This window comes from Acinetobacter kanungonis, from assembly GCF_009939195.1.
Taxonomy (GTDB): Bacteria; Pseudomonadota; Gammaproteobacteria; order Pseudomonadales; family Moraxellaceae; genus Acinetobacter; species Acinetobacter kanungonis.
On record NZ_JAACKC010000004.1, the window covers coordinates 1 to 18128 of the forward strand.

General features: G+C 37.2%; 20 protein-coding genes, 1 tRNA gene and 1 pseudogene. 5 read left to right on the forward strand and 17 right to left on the reverse strand.

Annotation, left to right across the window (positions count from 1 at the left end):
• The 4 genes and pseudogenes from GWK51_RS08210 to GWK51_RS16610 all read right to left on the reverse strand — a co-directional run.
• Positions 1 to 337 (reverse strand): hypothetical protein (locus tag GWK51_RS08210; RefSeq protein ID WP_161933344.1); only part of this gene is annotated, 337 nt, incomplete at its 3' end.
• 9 nt (positions 338 to 346) lie between these two features.
• Positions 347 to 754 (reverse strand): annotated as a pseudogene (locus tag GWK51_RS08215) (DUF1064 domain-containing protein).
• Positions 751 to 1026 (reverse strand): hypothetical protein, encoded by a 276-nt coding sequence (locus GWK51_RS08220; protein WP_161933345.1) that lies wholly within the window; start codon positions 1024 to 1026, stop codon positions 751 to 753. Before GWK51_RS08220 ends, GWK51_RS08215 begins: the two are co-directional and overlap by 4 nt.
• A 268-nt stretch (positions 1027 to 1294) precedes the next feature.
• Positions 1295 to 1462 carry a hypothetical protein gene (locus GWK51_RS16610; RefSeq protein ID WP_161933346.1) on the reverse strand — a complete coding sequence of 56 codons (168 nt, stop codon included), beginning with the start codon at positions 1460 to 1462 and terminating at the stop codon, positions 1295 to 1297.
• Positions 1463 to 1888: 426 nt separating this feature from the next.
• Here GWK51_RS16610 and GWK51_RS08235 point away from each other — a divergent pair, with 426 nt between their 5' ends.
• Both GWK51_RS08235 and csrA read left to right on the forward strand, forming a co-directional pair.
• Entirely contained in the window at positions 1889 to 3169 is a 1281-nt protein-coding gene (locus tag GWK51_RS08235; protein WP_016166581.1) for an aspartate kinase, read from the forward strand.
• Positions 3170 to 3415: 246 nt separating this feature from the next.
• On the forward strand, positions 3416 to 3670 hold the full coding sequence (gene csrA, locus GWK51_RS08240) for a carbon storage regulator CsrA (protein ID WP_016166582.1): 255 nt from the start codon (positions 3416 to 3418) through the stop codon (positions 3668 to 3670).
• A 55-nt stretch (positions 3671 to 3725) separates the two neighbouring features.
• Here csrA and rnhB read toward each other — a convergent pair whose 3' ends face one another.
• The 3 genes from rnhB to GWK51_RS08255 form a co-directional block, all read right to left on the reverse strand.
• A complete protein-coding gene (rnhB, locus tag GWK51_RS08245) occupies positions 3726 to 4298 on the reverse strand; it encodes a ribonuclease HII (RefSeq protein ID WP_161933347.1) in 573 nt (190 codons plus the stop codon).
• A gap of 66 nt (positions 4299 to 4364) precedes the next feature.
• Positions 4365 to 4730 (reverse strand): hypothetical protein, encoded by a 366-nt coding sequence (locus GWK51_RS08250; protein ID WP_228715328.1) that lies wholly within the window; start codon positions 4728 to 4730, stop codon positions 4365 to 4367.
• Positions 4731 to 4861: 131 nt separating this feature from the next.
• Positions 4862 to 5239, reverse strand: a complete 378-nt coding sequence (locus tag GWK51_RS08255) for a hypothetical protein (RefSeq protein ID WP_142768344.1) — start codon at positions 5237 to 5239, stop codon at positions 4862 to 4864.
• A 227-nt stretch (positions 5240 to 5466) separates the two neighbouring features.
• Here GWK51_RS08255 and GWK51_RS08260 point away from each other — a divergent pair, with 227 nt between their 5' ends.
• A complete protein-coding gene (locus GWK51_RS08260) occupies positions 5467 to 6021 on the forward strand; it encodes a cytochrome b (RefSeq protein ID WP_161933348.1) in 555 nt (184 codons plus the stop codon).
• Between the two features lie 87 nt (positions 6022 to 6108).
• Here the strand turns inward: GWK51_RS08260 and GWK51_RS08265 are convergent, their stop codons facing one another.
• The 3 genes from GWK51_RS08265 to GWK51_RS08275 all read right to left on the reverse strand — a co-directional run bounded on the left by GWK51_RS08265 (position 6109) and on the right by GWK51_RS08275 (position 9992).
• Positions 6109 to 7107 (reverse strand): adenosine deaminase, encoded by a 999-nt coding sequence (locus GWK51_RS08265; protein ID WP_161933349.1) that lies wholly within the window; start codon positions 7105 to 7107, stop codon positions 6109 to 6111.
• 63 nt (positions 7108 to 7170) lie between these two features.
• Positions 7171 to 8493: an NCS2 family permease gene (locus GWK51_RS08270; protein ID WP_100242682.1), complete on the reverse strand. Its 1323-nt coding sequence runs from the start codon at positions 8491 to 8493 to the stop codon at positions 7171 to 7173.
• An 836-nt stretch (positions 8494 to 9329) separates the two neighbouring features.
• Positions 9330 to 9992, reverse strand: coding sequence for a hypothetical protein (locus GWK51_RS08275; RefSeq protein WP_161933350.1), 663 nt, complete (start codon positions 9990 to 9992; stop codon positions 9330 to 9332).
• 574 nt (positions 9993 to 10566) lie between these two features.
• Here GWK51_RS08275 and GWK51_RS08280 point away from each other — a divergent pair.
• On the forward strand, positions 10567 to 10971 hold the full coding sequence (locus GWK51_RS08280) for a hypothetical protein (protein ID WP_161933351.1): 405 nt from the start codon (positions 10567 to 10569) through the stop codon (positions 10969 to 10971).
• A gap of 248 nt (positions 10972 to 11219) precedes the next feature.
• Here the strand turns inward: GWK51_RS08280 and GWK51_RS08285 are convergent, their stop codons facing one another.
• Entirely contained in the window at positions 11220 to 11675 is a 456-nt protein-coding gene (locus GWK51_RS08285; RefSeq protein ID WP_161933352.1) for a DUF2147 domain-containing protein, read from the reverse strand.
• Between the two features lie 397 nt (positions 11676 to 12072).
• A complete protein-coding gene (locus tag GWK51_RS08290) occupies positions 12073 to 12264 on the reverse strand; it encodes a hypothetical protein (RefSeq protein WP_171519166.1) in 192 nt (63 codons plus the stop codon).
• A 335-nt stretch (positions 12265 to 12599) separates the two neighbouring features.
• Between GWK51_RS08290 and GWK51_RS08295 the strand changes: the two genes are divergently transcribed.
• Positions 12600 to 12890 (forward strand): hypothetical protein, encoded by a 291-nt coding sequence (locus GWK51_RS08295; protein WP_158293841.1) that lies wholly within the window; start codon positions 12600 to 12602, stop codon positions 12888 to 12890.
• A 727-nt stretch (positions 12891 to 13617) separates the two neighbouring features.
• Here the strand turns inward: GWK51_RS08295 and GWK51_RS08300 are convergent.
• The 5 genes from GWK51_RS08300 to GWK51_RS08320 form a co-directional block, all read right to left on the reverse strand.
• Positions 13618 to 13875: a hypothetical protein gene (locus tag GWK51_RS08300; RefSeq protein WP_100242872.1), complete on the reverse strand. Its 258-nt coding sequence runs from the start codon at positions 13873 to 13875 to the stop codon at positions 13618 to 13620.
• A 727-nt stretch (positions 13876 to 14602) separates the two neighbouring features.
• Positions 14603 to 14953, reverse strand: coding sequence for a hypothetical protein (locus GWK51_RS08305; protein WP_161933353.1), 351 nt, complete (start codon positions 14951 to 14953; stop codon positions 14603 to 14605).
• Positions 14954 to 15273: 320 nt separating this feature from the next.
• Positions 15274 to 15516: a hypothetical protein gene (locus tag GWK51_RS08310; RefSeq protein WP_161933354.1), complete on the reverse strand. Its 243-nt coding sequence runs from the start codon at positions 15514 to 15516 to the stop codon at positions 15274 to 15276.
• A gap of 476 nt (positions 15517 to 15992) precedes the next feature.
• A tRNA-Val gene (locus GWK51_RS08315) sits at positions 15993 to 16069 on the reverse strand.
• 28 nt (positions 16070 to 16097) lie between these two features.
• Entirely contained in the window at positions 16098 to 18125 is a 2028-nt protein-coding gene (locus tag GWK51_RS08320; RefSeq protein WP_161933355.1) for a transglutaminase family protein, read from the reverse strand.
• Positions 18126 to 18128 lie beyond the last annotated feature (3 nt).

Genomic DNA, 18128 nt, shown 5'->3' on the forward strand with positions numbered 1-18128 from the left:
AATGAGACCAGAGGACATACATCCAGTCCTGTAATATTTCACTATCCATAGCTCGAATATCAAGAATAATGCGCTGAAAAGCTCTTGCTGCATTATCTGTAATCTGACAAACAACACCTTTACGATGAACTCGCTCTTTTATCGAAAAATCATTCATGTACTGGGAAATCAACTCCTCTCTCTGTTTTTGAGTCAGTTTCTTTGTGGGTATTGATTTCAACATTACTCGAACTGTTTCTGTATCCCCATTCATCCAAGCACCAAATTGACGAAACCAGTCTTCGGTACTGAATCTTGCCCAATCTGTAGATTGTAAAATTGTCACTGCTGCATTCATGCCCTATCCTCAAACTTCTCTTACGTCTATGTTGTGCACTGTTTTCATCAAGTGTCTCTTGTTGCGATAACTCGCTAATTTTCTTGTCGCTACTGACTTCACATCCTCCACTAAAAACTCTCCAGTACTGCGGTAATACGTGAAATCAGCAAAATATCGTAATGCTGGTTTTGCCCTTTTCTACCCCTCAATCTTTATCTTCGGTGCCAATTCAAATTTAGTATGGTACTTTAGGTCTCGGATCTCACCACGTTGCTGCATTGCTTTAAGTTCGATGTACCGTTGAAGCTCTTTCTTGCTATCAAAGGTCATTCCATCTAACTCAACCTTCATGGCTTTATATTTGTTTCCTTTACTCCTTGCTTGCTTTGGTTTCGGGAACATTTCGCGGTACTGAGCAACACTGATTGAAATCATTCAGACACTCCAAACCATCCAACTAATTCTTGGAGTCGCCCCCACTTAATAAATCCATCGTAATCACGATTGTGAATACAGATTAAATCTGTAACTTCACTGGATTTATCTTTATGACCCAACCCTATAGATTCATGACCTTGACCAATACATGTGGCAGTTAAAAATCTACCTCCAGACAGCTCAAGGGCCATGTTGTTCCCAATAGTAAAATGAGGAACTTCTTTAAAGCCTAAAAGCTCGAAGTCATCTCTACTTGCAAACTCCCTCAAACTTTCACCCCAAATAACTGTTTAGATTTGCCAGTCAAGTAGTAACGCTTTGCTTCTCCAAACTTTGACTTGCCTGCATACAGAAGCCCAGCCTGAACCATGCTATTCAAGTAGCGCTGAACTCATCAAATACCCTCTGTCTGCATAGCTTGTTGCTGAACCTCTGATACTGTAGCAATCCCTGTATTTTTTATCGCCAACAACACATCAACGCCTACTGATAAAACTCTGGCTTTCACTCACTTCACATTGAGTTCGATTGCTCGAATTAGCATAAGTTTATTTGTTTTTGAGAGATGCTCTGTGCTTCACGTTGACGCTTAGTGGCATCCTTGTTGTTTTGAATCCATGTAAACCATTTCACCAACCATAGGCTTGGCGTATTTTTGGATTCATCACCTTTCGCTGAAACGAAATCACCGAAGCTTGTAAACATGGAAATCAATTCTTGGATCTCGATTTCAGAGAATCGCTGTTTACCCTACTCAACAAAATCATTTTGAATCGGATACACCTTTCTCTGCCCCCGCTTTTGATTCTTCTGGCGGTACCATGAAACGATATTTGGCAGAAGATATTGAAGCGTGGGAACAGAAGTGCCAAAACTCTGCACAATATAAGAAAGAAGTTGAGCGCTCAGTAAAACCTATATAAATAGTAGTGATGCTGAAAATCATGAAACTCAATGGTTTTAATGGATATTTATGATTGTCCGTATATACCCCTTGCTATATACTTGGGCAAATTTGAGGGCTTGCGCAATAGCATGGAAATTTTAATTGTGTACAGATTGGTGTACATAATCTAAATTCAGAAAAGCAAGAACAAACTTTACCTGTTTAATATTAAGGGTTTAGGTAAGATGGCATTAATCGTTCAAAAATATGGCGGTACTTCTATGGGTACCCCCGAGCGCATTTTAAATGTTGCTCGTCGTGTGAAGCGCTGGCATGACCACGGCCACAAGGTAGTGGTTGTCGTATCAGCAATGAGTGGTGAAACAAACCGCTTATTAGCTCTCGCGAAAGCCATTACGGACACCCCTGACCCACGCGAACTTGACCAAATGGTTTCAACGGGTGAACAAGTAACGATTTCCATGTTAGCGATGGCGCTCAATTCAATTGGCGTTGAAGCTAAGTCACTCACGGGTCGCCAAGTTGGTATTAAAACGGACAGTGCGTTTACCAAAGCACGTATTGAATCGATTGATACTGACGTAATGACTGAGCACTTAGATGCAGGTCGTGTCATTGTCGTTGCTGGTTTCCAAGGCTTTGATGCCGATGGCAACACCACAACTTTAGGCCGTGGTGGCTCAGATACTTCTGGGGTAGCACTGGCAGCTGCGCTGAAAGCAGATGAATGCCAAATCTATACTGATGTAGATGGCGTTTATACCACTGACCCACGCGTTGCACCAAAAGCGAAAAAAGTTGACCGTATCTCTTTTGAAGAAATGCTAGAAATGGCATCTTTAGGCTCAAAAGTTTTACAAATCCGCTCTGTTGAATTCGCTGGTAAATATCAAGTTCCTCTACGCGTATTATCAAGTTTTGATAATGACGATGATGGTGCATTTGATGAAGATTTCAAACAAAACGTAGGCACATTAATTACGACTGAGGCAGAAGACGATATGGAACAACCAATCATTGCAGGTATTGCATTTAACCGCGACGAAGCAAAACTCACTATCTTGGGTGTTCCTGATGAACCAGGAATCGCATCTAAAATCTTATCGCCTATCAGCAATGCCAACATCGAAGTGGATATGATTATCCAAAACGTAGAAGAAGATGGTACGACTGATTTTACTTTTACAGTAAACCGTACTGACTTGGCTAAAGCAAAAGCAATTTTAGAGCAAACAGCAAGCAGCATTGAAGGCTGTGAAGTTGTAACTCGTGATGATATCGTTAAAGTTTCAATCGTGGGTGTAGGTATGCGCTCACATGCAGGTGTAGCGAGCAAAATGTTCACTGCATTGGCAGATGAAAGCATTAATATTTTGATGATTTCAACATCAGAAATTAAGATTTCTGTACTGATTGAAGAAAACTATTTAGAGCTTGCAGTGCGTTGTTTACACACAGCATTTGGCTTAGACCGTGAACACGGTGAATCAAGCGCGCGTGCTTAATTCGGAAAGTTGAAAATTTTTCAATAGATAATTTTTCAAATTCCAACAAAAATACAGAGCCACTATAGTTTTTTCTATAGTGGCTCTGTTATATTAGCCTAGAGGCGTTTTGGTAAATTTCCACAGAATTCTATAAGTACTCAATTTATAAGCCTATAAGTTCTGTTGAAATTTTCTTTATTACCAAGGTTGTGTTTTTTTAACTTTTTAATCAATGCAGGTTTAGCATTTTGCAAGGAGATAAACATGCTGATTCTGACCCGACGTGTCGGAGAAACATTAATGATTGGGGATCAAGTCAGTGTTACTGTGCTTGGCGTTAAAGGCAACCAAGTTCGTATTGGCGTGAATGCTCCAAAAGAAGTATCAGTTCATCGCGAAGAAATCTATCAGCGCATTCAACATGAACGTGCGATGCACGAACACCTTCAACATCTCGATCAAGATTATCAGCCTTCATTTGAAGAAGATAATTACTCCCAGAATAACTTTAATCGTTAAAATTAAACGTTATCTCCTAAAGCGGCTTTTCTAAGCCGCTTTAAATTTTTAAGGCTTAAGCCAATTGTTCTAATGCTTTCTTTACAGGCGCATAACTACGGCGATGCTCAGCAATGACACCATGTTCGGCAATGGCTTCAAAATGTGCTTTGGTTGGATAGCCTTTATGCTTGGCAAATCCATACTGCGGATACTTCTGATCCAGCGCAACCATTTCACGATCACGCGTCACTTTGGCCAAGATACTTGCCGCTGAGATTTCAGCATGTAGCGCATCTCCGCCAACAACAGCATCGCAGCTCACCGTTAGACCCTGAGGAATTTTATTGCCATCCACCAAGACATGCTCGGGTTGAAGGCGTAATGCTTCTACGGCACGACGCATTGCCAACAATGACGCTTGCAGAATATTAATGTCATCAATTTCTTCGTGACTGGCTTCTGCAATCGACCATGCCAAAGCCTTTTCCTGAATTTCCAAGAAAAGCTTTTCACGCTTTTTCTCAGTCAGTTTCTTGGAGTCATTTAAACCTTCGATTAGGTTGTTGGGATCTAGGATTACGGCAGCAGCAACAACTGAACCCACCAAAGGGCCACGCCCTGCTTCATCTACACCAGCTACTCGCATGTCTTACTCTCATAAAAAATGGCTGAATTATCAGCCATTTTAAAAATCATCATTAATCTAATCTATTTAGTTTAACATTTCAGATGCACACACTGCTGAAGTTTTTGTAGTTGCTAAAGCCGCATAAGCATCTTTGGCTTTAGAGTCGATGGCAGCCAATGCTAACTGTTCTTTGGACAGCATTTTAGGCGCATTATCGCCTACACATTTGCAGACTTCTCGTTTTTTCTTCTGCTTTTGATCTTCAGAGAGTAATTTACTACTGACTATCCAAGTTGGATTATTTTCAATTTCATCCATACACTTTTGGTTGGATGCCATTCGAATCACAGAAATACCATCTGAATCTGAGCCAGACATTGGGGAAGATGCACATGCCGACAACAGCACCACTCCAGATAAACACATCAAAAATTTAAGTTTTTTCATCATTATGCAACCCTTTTCTTTAGTTCATCATTTGTGAAGGTTATTTATTATTCAATTCAATATAGAGCAAATTTTGCAAAATGTACAAAAAAAATATTCAAGAAAAAAGCTAGGAGATCCCTAGCTTTTCGCACTTATTTATTGACTGCTTCAGCCACACAGCTCTGAATGGTTTTGGTTACTACATTGGTGACAATCGTTGCACGTGCAGCAGGGTCTAACGCAGCTGTCGCCAAATCGACAGTCGTTACATTTTGCGGTGCTTTGTCACTGACACAACCACAAATATCCGTTTGAATGCTTTGCTTCTGTTCAGCTGTCATTACTTGTGTCGCCGTCTTCCATGCAGGCGTGTTATTTAATTCAGTCGTACATTTTGCATTAATGGCAATCTTCATGGCAGTCATGCCCACTTGCTGCGTTGTTGTTGCCGTGGTATTGGTCGTTTCAGTCGTGGCACATGCTGTAAGTGCTAAAACAACAGGAACTAAGACAGCTAAACGGTTTTTCACAGGGTTTCCCTTATCTTGGTTTGAAGTAGCGCTATTGTGCCGCATCAACCCTAAATAAAAAGCCCAAATTGCTTAAAGACATTGCTCTTTGCACAAATAAAAAACAAAGACCTTTCGCTTCGGCTCAGCGTTGCAACAAATATACGCTTCGTTGCAGATTCCGCGTATTTTTGTTATTTCCAATTCAGTAAGATGATGGAAATTTCTGACCCGTTTCTTCATACTTTATGAAAAATACAACACCCTATTACACGCGTACTGCTCAAGTTCTACACTGGCTCATGGCAATTATTTTTATTGCTGCATGGCTGATTGGTTTTTATAGCGGAAATTTTTTAAGCTATGAAACTGATGGCAGCTTTAAAGGCGATGTCATTACCCTACACAAAAATATTGCGACCACCATTATCTTTTTGGTCGTAATTCGTATTTTCTGGCGCTATACACATCCTGCGCCATCTTTACCTGATAGCATGTCACCAATGATGAAAGGATTGGCGCATGCTGGGCATTTGGCTTTATATTTAATGTTACTTGCCTTACCCATCACGGGCTGTTTATTCAGTTGGAGTGCGGGTCACCCTGCCCCTGTGCTTTATCTGTTTAATCTACCGACTCTGATTGAAGAAAATTATGATGTACTCGAGATTGTAAAACCGCTGCATATCTATCTTTCTTGGGCAGCAGGCTTGTTGGTGGTTGGACATCTGGCCGCTGCCTTAAAACATCATTTTATTGATAAAGATACTGTGCTGACTAGCATGACGCGACAGCCGAAATAATTTCAAAGTTAACCTTTGACACTTCTTTTAATTCCCCATATAAATAAAAAAACCGCACATTATAGTGCGGTTTTTTTCAACCTAATTTTACAGCGCCTGAATTTCAGCAATCCATTTTTGTTTTTCAGCATCACTAATAAAGGATGCTTCAAACGAATTTTGTGCGAGCGTTTTCAGCTCTTCATTGGTCAATGCCAAGGCTTCAGTAATCGCAACAAAGTTGTCATTCATATAACCACCAAAATAGGATGGATCATCTGAATTCACCGTGACATGCACGCCCTGTTGTAATAAACGACGGATATTGTGTTGTGCCATATCATCCACTACACACAGCTTTAAGTTGCTGAGTGGGCAAACGGTTAATGGCATTTTCTCTGCAATTAAACGCTGCATTAATACAGAATCTTCTTCCGAACGTACACCATGGTCAATACGGTTCACTTTCAGCAAGTCTAAAGCTTCCCATACGTATTCTGCGGGACCTTCTTCGCCTGCATGTGCAACCACCAAGAAGCCTGCTTCACGCGCTTGAGCAAACACTCGTTCAAACTTTGAAGGTGGATGCCCCACTTCGCTTGAATCCAGTCCTACGCCAATAATTTGCTCTTTAAATGGCATCGCTTGGGCCAAAGTTTCAAATGCTGCTTCTTCACTTAAATGACGCAAGAAACACATAATCAAATGTGAACTAATACCATATTTGGCTTTAGCGTCATTACAAGCACGCTGTAAACCGTTAATTACGGTTTCAAATGCAATACCGCGATCGGTATGTGTTTGCGGATCGAAGAACATTTCGGTATGCATGACATGATCTTCATGACATTTTTCAAAATATGCCCAAGCAAGATCGTAAAAGTCCTGCTCATGTACCAATACATTAGCACCTGCATAATAAATATCTAGGAATGATTGCAGATTATGAAAATTATAAGCTTGCTTAACTTCTTCAACCGATTTGTATGGAATTTCAATCTGATTACGTTGTGCAATTGCAAACATCAGTTCTGGCTCAAAAGTCCCTTCAATATGGACGTGTAATTCCGCTTTTGGTAAAGCACGGATGAGCTCAAGTTGATTCATACCTTATCCTCAGAAAGAAAAAAGGGTGTAAACAAGTTTACACCCTTAAAATTGGTGTGGGTATTAACCACCAAAAAATGCAAATTTAATTGCCCAAAGCACTGCAACAATCCACACCATGTATGGAACAGTTGAAGCTTTGCCTGTACATAATTTAATTAATGCGTAGCTGATAAAGCCCATCGCAATACCATCTGCAATTGAGTAAGCAAAAGGCATAAATACGATCGTTAAAAATGCTGGAACAGCTTCAGTAATATCATCCCATTCAATATGAGTAATACCCTGAATCATCAACACACCCACGAATAAGAGTGCTGGTGCAGTAGCAAAACCAGGTACAGATTGCGCCAAAGGTGCTAAAAATAAACACAAGATAAATAACACGCCAACCACAACGGCAGTTAAACCTGTACGACCACCTGCGGCAACACCCGCTGAAGATTCAATATACGGCGTAGTGGAAGATGTACCTAAGGCAGCACCAGCAACAATCGCAGTTGAGTCAGCAAATAATGCTTTCTTCAAACGTGGTAATTTACCGTCTTGAAGTAAACCTGCACGGTGTGCGACACCAACCAAGGTACCTGTAGAGTCAAATAAGTCCACCAAGAAGAAGACAAAAATGACACCAACTAGGCTGGCCGTGAATAAACCCTCAAAGTCCATCTGTAAGAATGTTGGCGCAATTGAAGGAATTTCACCAACCACACCTTTAAACTCACTCAACCCCATAAAGGTCGAAATTGCAGTTAACACCAAAATACTGATGATAATCGCACCGCGTACTTTAAAATGATGCAACACCACAATCATTAAGAAACCAAACAAGGTTAACAATACAGTTGGTTGCTTAAGATCGCCTAAACCGACCAATGTTGCTGGATTATCAACAATAATGCCTGAGTTCTTTAATGCAATCAGTGCCAAGAACAGACCAATACCACCACCAATTGCAAGCTTAAGTGACATTGGAATTGCGTTCACAATCGCTTCACGGATTTTAAACATGCTAATGGCAATGAAGATTAAGCCAGACATAAAGACCGCAGCCAAAGCCGTTTGCCATGGCACGCCCATCCCCATACACACTGAATAGGTAAAATAGGCGTTAAGTCCCATACCAGGTGCTAAAGCAATTGGATAGTTCGCAATAATCCCCATCACTAAACAGCCAATAGCTGCAGCAAGACAGGTTGCGACAAAGACAGCTCCATGATCCATCCCTGTTTCGGATAAAATCATTGGATTAACAATAATGATGTAACACATGGTTAAAAAGGTGGTTACACCTGCAAGTACTTCAGTACGGAATGTCGTCTTGTTTTCGCTTAACTTAAATAAGCGCTCAAGCACATTTTCTGAAGCTGGATTAGGAGTCGTCATGACCTAGCCCCTGTAAAAAAACATGATGCTAAAATTCGAGCTTAGGCTAAAAAATAAACTTTTCGCCATTTAAATATCGAAATTTAAAGCAATGGGTATGCCAAATATCTGATGCTTTTTTCTAAGCTAAATATGGGAGTCCATGACATGAAACATGGAATACAGCCAATGAGTAAACGAAAAAAGCTGCATATAATATGCAGCCTTACCATTTATACTCTTTAAATCAATAACTTAAATAAAAAACATAAACATTTCATTGAATTCGATCGGAATTATAACATATTGATTTTCTCATTGTTTCTAGATTTTTTGAACTACAGAGACTTAGCGCTCAAAAATTGAGAAAAAGTAAATTTAAATCTTTAATTACAAAAATGAATTCATACAGCTATTGATCTTTTTTTATTAAAATTTTTTTTGCATGTGCATCGGCTTCAATCTGTTGAAGTGAAGTATGTGCTTCGCTCACTAAACGATCAATCTCCTGCTTTTGTCTAGTTTCAGATTCATGGTACACACTAAAACCCAAGATGCAAACCATCACGATAAAAAATGGGATGAGTAGCTTGTTCATTATTATAAAGTACAGTTTTTACTTATTGATAAAATATACACTAAAATGATTCATGGTTCACATTAAATTGCATAAGAACGCTTAACATGAATAAATTTCATCTTTTAATTGAGATTCTATTCTAGAAATAAAAACATAGGCTTTTGAATAATTATATTTTTACCCAAATATCTTCACCTTACGATTACCCTAAGACCTAAGCATGCAATAAAACAAAAACCCTGCACATGCAGGGTTTCGTAGAGGATGCGATAGCCTATTAGAAATGATATTTCATCCCTAATTTATAGGTCAGACCATCAAGGTCTAATTCATCTAAACCATCAGCAGATGCACACTCTCCGCTCGCACACAGGTCTACATCCTGATTGAATAACCATTTGTAACCTAATGTCCCATATATAGCGAAGTTAGGCTGTACATAATGCCCAAACTCAAGTTCTATTGGGACTGAGAAGTATTCAGTATCGAGATCATAATCTTTAGCATCGCCCCAGACATAACCAACCCCTAAAGATGTTGCCCCATAATTCGCGTTACGTTCAAAAAAACGATAACCTAATTTGGCATAAACTTCGGAATACTCCCAATCTGAAGACGCTTGGTAGGTGTAACCTACGCCGTAATTGACGTTATCAATATATTCAGCAGCATAGCCAATATCTACACCATGGTGGTTTTTATCTTCATCTAGGTAAATTGAGTCGATATTGGAACCTGCATAACCTAGATAAATTACCCCTCTTTGATGAAGTTGTGTATTGTATTTTGTTTGCTCTAATTTGACTGGTTGAGCTTGAACAGACTCTCCCATCTGTACAGGTTCAACATATTGAATTGGTAACGAATTTTCCTGAGTTTGGTTTGCATTTGCTGCCCCCATCATCAAACCCAAGACCCCAAATAAAAATAATTGTTTCATCATATGACCTTGTTGTTATGCGTATTTGCTAATCTAACAAAGTGAACAAAAATAATCCAACGACTTTCAAGCATTTCAGCGAGATATCCTGCCGAACAATACTTCTAAAGCAGAATTTCCAAGCTCATATGAAGACAGAAAAATTGATCATTCTCATCGTTTCAAAAATGTACCAGCAGTCAAAATCTCTCGTTAATATTTACGAAATCTTTGACCTCATTAATTCTAGGCACAACTTGATAGCCGCATCCTTGTGTGTTCCTTTTAAACAGCAGTAATTTAAAAAGTTGATAAAGCTTGAACAGGAAATAAAGAATCAGCCACAATGTTTTCCAACGATTGAAGGACTTTCATCTTATTTAGCAGCTCTTCATCTTAAATTTTGATTTGTTCTAAATAGGCGAAATCCATCATTCGATCTATGCTTGTTCTAAAGAAAAAATTTGAACTCGATTGAGTGATGCATACATCACCACAGACTAAGGTATTAAAAGAAAAAATATTTCTGCCTACAGAGAACCGTAATGATTATGATATAACGTCCGCCGTACTTTATAAAAATTGAGAGTCAATAATGACCATTCCACTTGAATATCAATATGATTCAAACTTCATGTTCAATATCAATGCCCACATTTGGCATCCACATCACTATTTAGAAACTTGGATTGTATTGACTGAGCCAACTTTAAAGTCTTATGAGGGTAAATTACAACCTTGCGACTGCCATTTGATAGATTTTAAAAAAATTCTAGAGCGAATCTATAATTTCTATCTACCTGGTTTACGCGTCCTATCGACTAAAATCTTTTTTGTAGATCGCGACGAAAATGAATATATCATTGAGATTCAATATAGTGGACAAGGTATTTTTAATACTCAATCCATCAACATTTTGAATTTTCGTTTGGAGCTTGCAGATTTTCAAGATCATCGCATACGTAAAGTACGGGAACTGCTCAACAACTTTGTTGCATAAAAGGCAATGTTATAAAGCTGGTCATTTTTAATTTTATTTTTAGAAGTTATGAAATTGATCACTCGTACTACAACGATTCTTCGATGAAAGTGAGCAATATAATCTCAGTATAGACACAGAGTGACCTTATCTTACTACGCCCTACATTTCACAACGCTCTTGTTGCAAACAGTAATACCAAAACTTACGGAAATAATGCTTAAAGAAGCAGCCCATATGAGCTGCAACTTCTTATACATTGTGATTTCTTAAAACTTCTTCCACGTCATACTCGTGGTGGAATTATCACTTTTAGACTTTCCAAATACTTTCATCTGGTCGCCTGTATTACTCAAATCGGCACCGATGGTATACACCACACCATTCTGTGGATTCACCCAAGTTCCACTATTAAATTTATTCTTTGTTGACTCTTGCAAATTGGTCATAATCTCCAGACCAAAAAGAGACTTATTTCTCATGGTGCCTGAACACTTATTGCAAACTTCTGAAGCTGCTGTACCTGGTAATGCATATGATTTCGTAATTGAAGCACTATACAGTTGAGTTTTTGAATTTTTACGAATAGCAACTTCTGAAATGTAATGTCCCGTTTTATCATCTATCGCCTTCCAAGAACCCAATAAGGGATCTACAGGCATAGCTGCTACAAATTGGGTTGAACCAAACAAGATCGTCGAAGCAAATAAAATCTTAAATTTCATAAAATTGTCATGTATAAAAAAGCTTCGGGAGTATAGCAAAGGAATAATCTAGAAATCAGTCTGTTAGATAAAAAATTCTATATAGCACAAGACAATATTTTATTTTTTTATTGATGGAGTAATCTAAAGAGTTCTTATGATTTCATTTAAAAATGAGTTCAATTATATGGAGCTTTAAACTTAAATGAGATAAGCCCTAGAGTTTTCATTGCAAGCTAAGAAATGATCTGGTTTATTTTTCAGACTTAATGCAAAAATATAAGTCAATTCCTTACAACAAGACCTACTAAAGCGCTTTAGCATCCCAATTAAAATTCTAAGTGACTCTTTATATTTCATTATATGAGTTCATATCTTTTATTAAAAAACCGCCTATAGGCGGTTTAATGCAGGTTACTTAGTTTGGCGACCAAAGTGTATAAAAGGCCTGAATCTCAGATTCAAGAAATTCATCACCCTGAATGTCATACACAAAAGTTTTTTCTTCTAGCAAATGCTCACCATCCAGTTCAAATAGGTATTTCTTGAGGAAAGCTTTAAAACTATTCGCACGCTCAGGGAATACATGTTCGCCATCAGAAATGATCATAATCCACCCATATGAACCAGAAAAACATGTTCGAATAATACAAAAACGTGATTCATGTCACAATAAATTAATTGTAACAGTGGCCATTCCAAATTTTTGTAACAACCAGCTTTCAAATTTTCCTCAACTTAAGGTAGTAAAACTTAGTAAAGTTAGCAGCATAAGCGTATAGAAAATTTCATTGATAAATAAACAAATATTCAAAAAAATTAACTTAACATAATAAGTTATATTTGTTACATGTATAACTTTTTTACCTAAATATGTTAATTAAGTATCATTTTTCAAATAATCATTTAAAATAAAGAAAACGATAAAAATCGGGGGTAATCAGTATGAATTTTGATACATTCTTTTCTGAGCGAGACCGAATGAATGCAATTGATGCAGCCAAAGCCATGGTCTTCCTCCCAGAAAATTGTTACTTTGTAGAAGAACCTAAGCCTGAAATTAACTTTTATTTAAATGATCAAAAAGAGATTATGGCAAAAGTTATTATTTCGTATAAAAATGATATTACTGAAATAATTACAGACAAACCATTTACACTTAAATTTCATGAAAAAGGGCTTAAGCAAACTTGGGAGTACATAGATACCAATATAAAAGATAGTTGGTTACTGTGAAAATAAGATTGATAGTTCATAGCCCTCGCTTTTGCAGGGCTTTTCAACAAACTATATAGAAAATATTGATATTCACTCTAGCACCTGATCAAAGTTGCAAATTAATCTAAAAATTCCATTTTATTCATTTCAAGATTGGTAAACACATTTCATATGTTTTGACCTATCAACCGTCAATTTTTATTATTTACTTTTTACACAAGTCACTCTGCCTCATGTATATTTAGCAATACTTGTGAAATGACCAAATGAAGCACCTGTCTATTTCTCAAACCTAAAATGCTAACGAACTAGACTTGATGCATTCAGAATGCCCATCAGAAATAGGTGGGCTTTTTTCTACCAGCTCTATACAGCATTTGCATAAACGAAACCTGATGGATCTACTTCATTTAATTTCCCTAAGAACACATTGAGTTCTTGTAGATCCTTGAATTTTATTCTTTTTACACTACCTACATTAAAGTGAATCATTACACTAAAAGGACCATCACTCTTCACTTCCATATATTGAATGAGATCTGTATTCACTATGATGTCGTTTACCTTTAAGAACATATCAGTACGGTCTGTTATTTTAGATATTCAACAATATATACTAATATTCATATATATCCATATCTCAATCCATCACTCAAGACCAAATACTTACAAAAAATAAGTCATTTTTGATCATTTCATCCAATAAGGACCATCCTAAAGTTGTATATGGTTGTAAATAAGGATCTTATTCCGCGTAAAACTCTTCATTTGACATAAAACCTAAGTAAGTAATACTGGTAGTAAAGATGTCCATGATGTGTGGATGACCATTATTCTCTAACCATTCTTTGCCTAACATTGAAAATTGCTTAACCAAGGATGCATTAATATTTTCATACTTTTCTTCCATAGGAAGGTAGACCACATGATTCTTAGGAATCGGATTGCTATCTTGTAAGAAATTCAGATTAAGCATGTACCAATGTAATTTTTTAGTCGTCATTTTTGGTTCTCGAATTGTTAGCTCATATCTTCTATATTATACGACGATCACACCATACTAGATTTATTTGCTTGTAACTTTCCCATTCTATAAAGCCGATCCCATTGGTCAAACTTTAACACTTACAGTTTCATTTCAATTTCTGTAATTCTTGCAAAAAGTGATCCAAGCCAGCTTGTGTGCCAAAATTTAAAATTAATTCCTCTGATCTCCCCATAAAGCAGATCGACACGCAGCATTCACTTCTATTGACATATAAATTTGTGATTAAATCGGTATTAATTAAATGATCATCATGTTTATAAAACATTGTCTTCTTCTCGTTATGCAGTCATTTAAAATATTTTATATCATCATCTGAAATGCCCATACAGGATACGAGCCTGTAATCTTATTCTTAAGTTTAATCTTCTTTCCCACTATGCTAATGACGTATACGGTGGAGATTCAATTTAAACACTAGGTATAAGAGTATCGACATAAAAAAAGGCCTGCTCTACGGACCAAAGCAGACCAAACTCTGAAAAAACTATCAGCGCGTCGAATTTGTCGCAATTTTGCATAAATATGAATATTCACGCAAGTTAAAAACCCATTCATTTCTCAAATAAAGATAATTAACTATATTTATTTAACTAGAAATCCTAGAAGTTTAGATAATTAAAACTCATGTAATGCTAATTTTAAAATAAAAAAAACTCATCTTTCGATGAGCTTTTTTTATTGGTTAGACGGGTATAAAAATATCATTTTCACGTTTTGCAATGACATAACCTTCACATAAGAACTGGGCCGCATCTTCAGAAGATTTAAAATTCAATGCCTCCTCAATTTTATGCGTAACGTATCTGGTCGTTATTGATGGATCTCGATAATCGGCTCCAAGACCACCAGTCACAAATATTTTTCTATCTTCCTGAAGCGAATCTTCTTTCAGTAAAAAATACATAACAATCCCTTTTGTAATAGTTTTATAAATAAAAGCCCACCAGTATGTGGTCTTCTCAGAACATCGACCCTCAATAATTTCTTGGCCGAAATGCAGAGTTTGAAGTCCATTGCGCCAAAATTTCTTCAATCATACTTCAATCACTCCTAAGACATATTAATCATCCCTCATTTAAATGCAAGTTTTTCTCAATAATTAACTGACTTTTATGATTCACTTTTCACATAATTAATTTCATTTGAAGGTGTTTTAGCTATAGCTTTATGCCCTGATTGACAGCCTTTTGCATGCCAATGGATAATTTTACCCAGAAGTTTAAGAGTTCTGAGACTAATATGGTGCATATAATTTTTTAAAGCCAAAACTTTAAGCTTTTTAAATTCTTCTAAAAAAATAATGCTCAGATAATTTTCATCATCTGAGCATTATGGGCAGTTTTATGCAGTAATTTAATTCAGTTTTGAAACATAAATCTCGTAATGAGGATGTTCATTCTTATTTGAAATTACTTCATCTACTAGGTACTTTTCAACAATTCCATCGGGCAATGAATGGTGAAGAAAATCCCCCTCCTCTACAGGTGTTTTGACATCTTTACTGGTGATCATTATTGAATCGACGATACAACTTTTTAAAACTAACTCTTCTTCTGTACCGTTTTTTATTAATTTTAAATCTATTCTATTTATCACTTTAGGTCTCCATTAAGTGATTAATTTATTCTAAATAAATCAATATGATTATTAGCATCCTGATATTAGGCTGTAAAGCAAATTTGATCACATTTCACACACAACATTGTTTCAATTTATTTTTTAATTTTACTATTTGATATATTTTTTCTTATAAGAATTCGCGATCATATTGTAATAGTTGTATCTAAAAGGACGTGTTGGTTTTACTTGATCATTTTTGTGAATTTTCCTTAATCCTTTCGACCTAAAATTTTATCTTCTATTGATAGGCTAGACTCATTATATTGCCCAATATGTTCGCAATAGTGATCAATCAATTCTCTAAAGGGAAATTTGAGCCTAATGCCTTACTCTTCTCTAGTGGTAATTTTAGACTCTAATTTTTTTAAAATATCTAGGCAAAACAACAAAACTCAAACCATAAAAAAGGGCTTACAAGTCGTTGAAATTGCTTGTAAACCCTTTATTTGTCTTGGTAGGCATATCCAGACTCGAACTGGAGACCTCTACGATGTCAACGTAGCGCTCTAACCAACTGAGCTATACGCCTATATGCCACGCATCATATTCAGTTTTTTTCACTTAGACAAGAACTTTCTTTTATTTTTCAATACAGATGCACAAGTTTTAAGCATTTGCTTGAGCTCATCGATATCTTGCAGATTATGTTGCGGAGCATACTTAATTTTCTGATGTAAATAAGCAACCTTTTCAAAGGTATGAGCTTCATTCGTATCAATTTGATCAGCCAGCCGATGCATCCACATGCTAACCGTTTCAGCTTCTTGCTTCCGCCAATTGGGCTGCAATCCTTTAGAAAAATGCGCCATGAAGCGATCAATCTCAGACGTATTTTTCCATTTACGATAAAAAATATAGAAAAAATAGCCTGCGACAAGAAATGCAATACCAACAAATAAAACCATGACCATGGAATAAGTAGAGCGAATACCAAACTTGGTTAACCAACTTTGTTGAGATTCAGTATTATAGCCAACCACTTTACTTTGCCATTGATAGCTTGCGTAATCACTCCAAATCCGCATTTTTTTGAGTAAAGCATATTGCTGATAACTCATACTGGAACGTTGTGCTCCCCATACATTTTGATCAGCTTGCATATAGTTTTGCATCCCCGAATCAATACGCTGTGGTGCAATAATGGCGGTTGGATCAATCCTGACCCACTGCTCTTTTACTTTCACTTCTGTCCAAGCATGAGCATCCAGCTGTCGGACTTCCCAACTTTGCCCATCAGGCGCTAACTCCCCGCCTTGATAACCCACAACAATTCGAGCAGGAATTCCAACATAACGCATCAACAAGGCAAAGCTAGACGCATAATGTTCACAAAAACCTTGTTTAGACTGAAATAGGAACTCATCTATACGGTTCTGTCCTAGCAAGCCAGGTTGTAGCGTATAAGCAAATTGTTGCTGCTGATACCAATCAATCAAATGCTGGATATATTGCTCAGGATCACGAGACGATTGTTCAAATAATTGCTGTGCTAGCTGTTGCGAACGCAGATCGAATTTTTCAGGAAAATTCGTCGTGGTTTTGAATACTATTTGGGTATTATTGGTATGGTCATTTAGGCTCGACTGTCCTAACCATTGTAGTGTTATAGGTTGATTCGACTGAACAACCCGATTAGGCATTATGCTGCCATCCACTTTTAATGAGTATTGGTTATTATTTGGAATTGATTGATCCAGCCCCATCACCCAACTGTTTTGTGGATTTGCCGATAAATATTGATAAGCAAACTTGCTCTGCTGTAATAAAAATTCCTGATTTTCAGGTCGGTAATTTTGCTGATTTCTCGGACTACTGGTCCATGTTTGACCATCATAGTGATCTAATACCATCGCCCGCCAATACATTTTCGAACGTGGTGGCAATTTCGACATATCTCCTAAAATACGGAAAGCCAGTGCGCTGGACTGCGATAATTCCGCGATATCCCCGGGTGACATGCGATCACTCATACCAGTGACAGCTTTATTTTCAGGAATCGGGATATGCCATAAGGGCGGTAATCGTGGAAAAAATAGAAATAGCAAGATAAAAAAGGGTAAAGCCAGACCGATAAATTTTGTGACGTGCTTGAGATCCTGTCTCAGTCCAGCAGTCATTTTTTCTTGATGATGAAATCCTGAAGTTTGTAGCCGATACAAGCCCATCAAACTACTGACTAAACACGCCAGCACAATCACCGCCATCCCAAACGATTGACTGAACAGAAATGAGCTTGCAGCAACAAACAAAGCAAAATTAAAAATAATGATCACATCACGACGATTTTTAATTTCTAAAGCCTTGGCAAATAAGAAGGTGGTTAATATGGCAACCCCAGCTTCTACGCCAATCAATGTTTGATAACTCAGATAAATACTGGCAAGTGCAGCCACCACACCCAAACCTATCCATAACTTAGAAAATAGGTGTAATTCTGTTTGACGAAAATGCAGGTATAAAGCGGCAATCGTGATGAAAAATAGACCTGAAAGCACGATGGGTAAATACAGAACTTGAGCCAGTAGAATTAAACTCAAGCTGAGTAAAATAGCGAATTTGACTGATGCAGTAATGGTATTTTTCATACT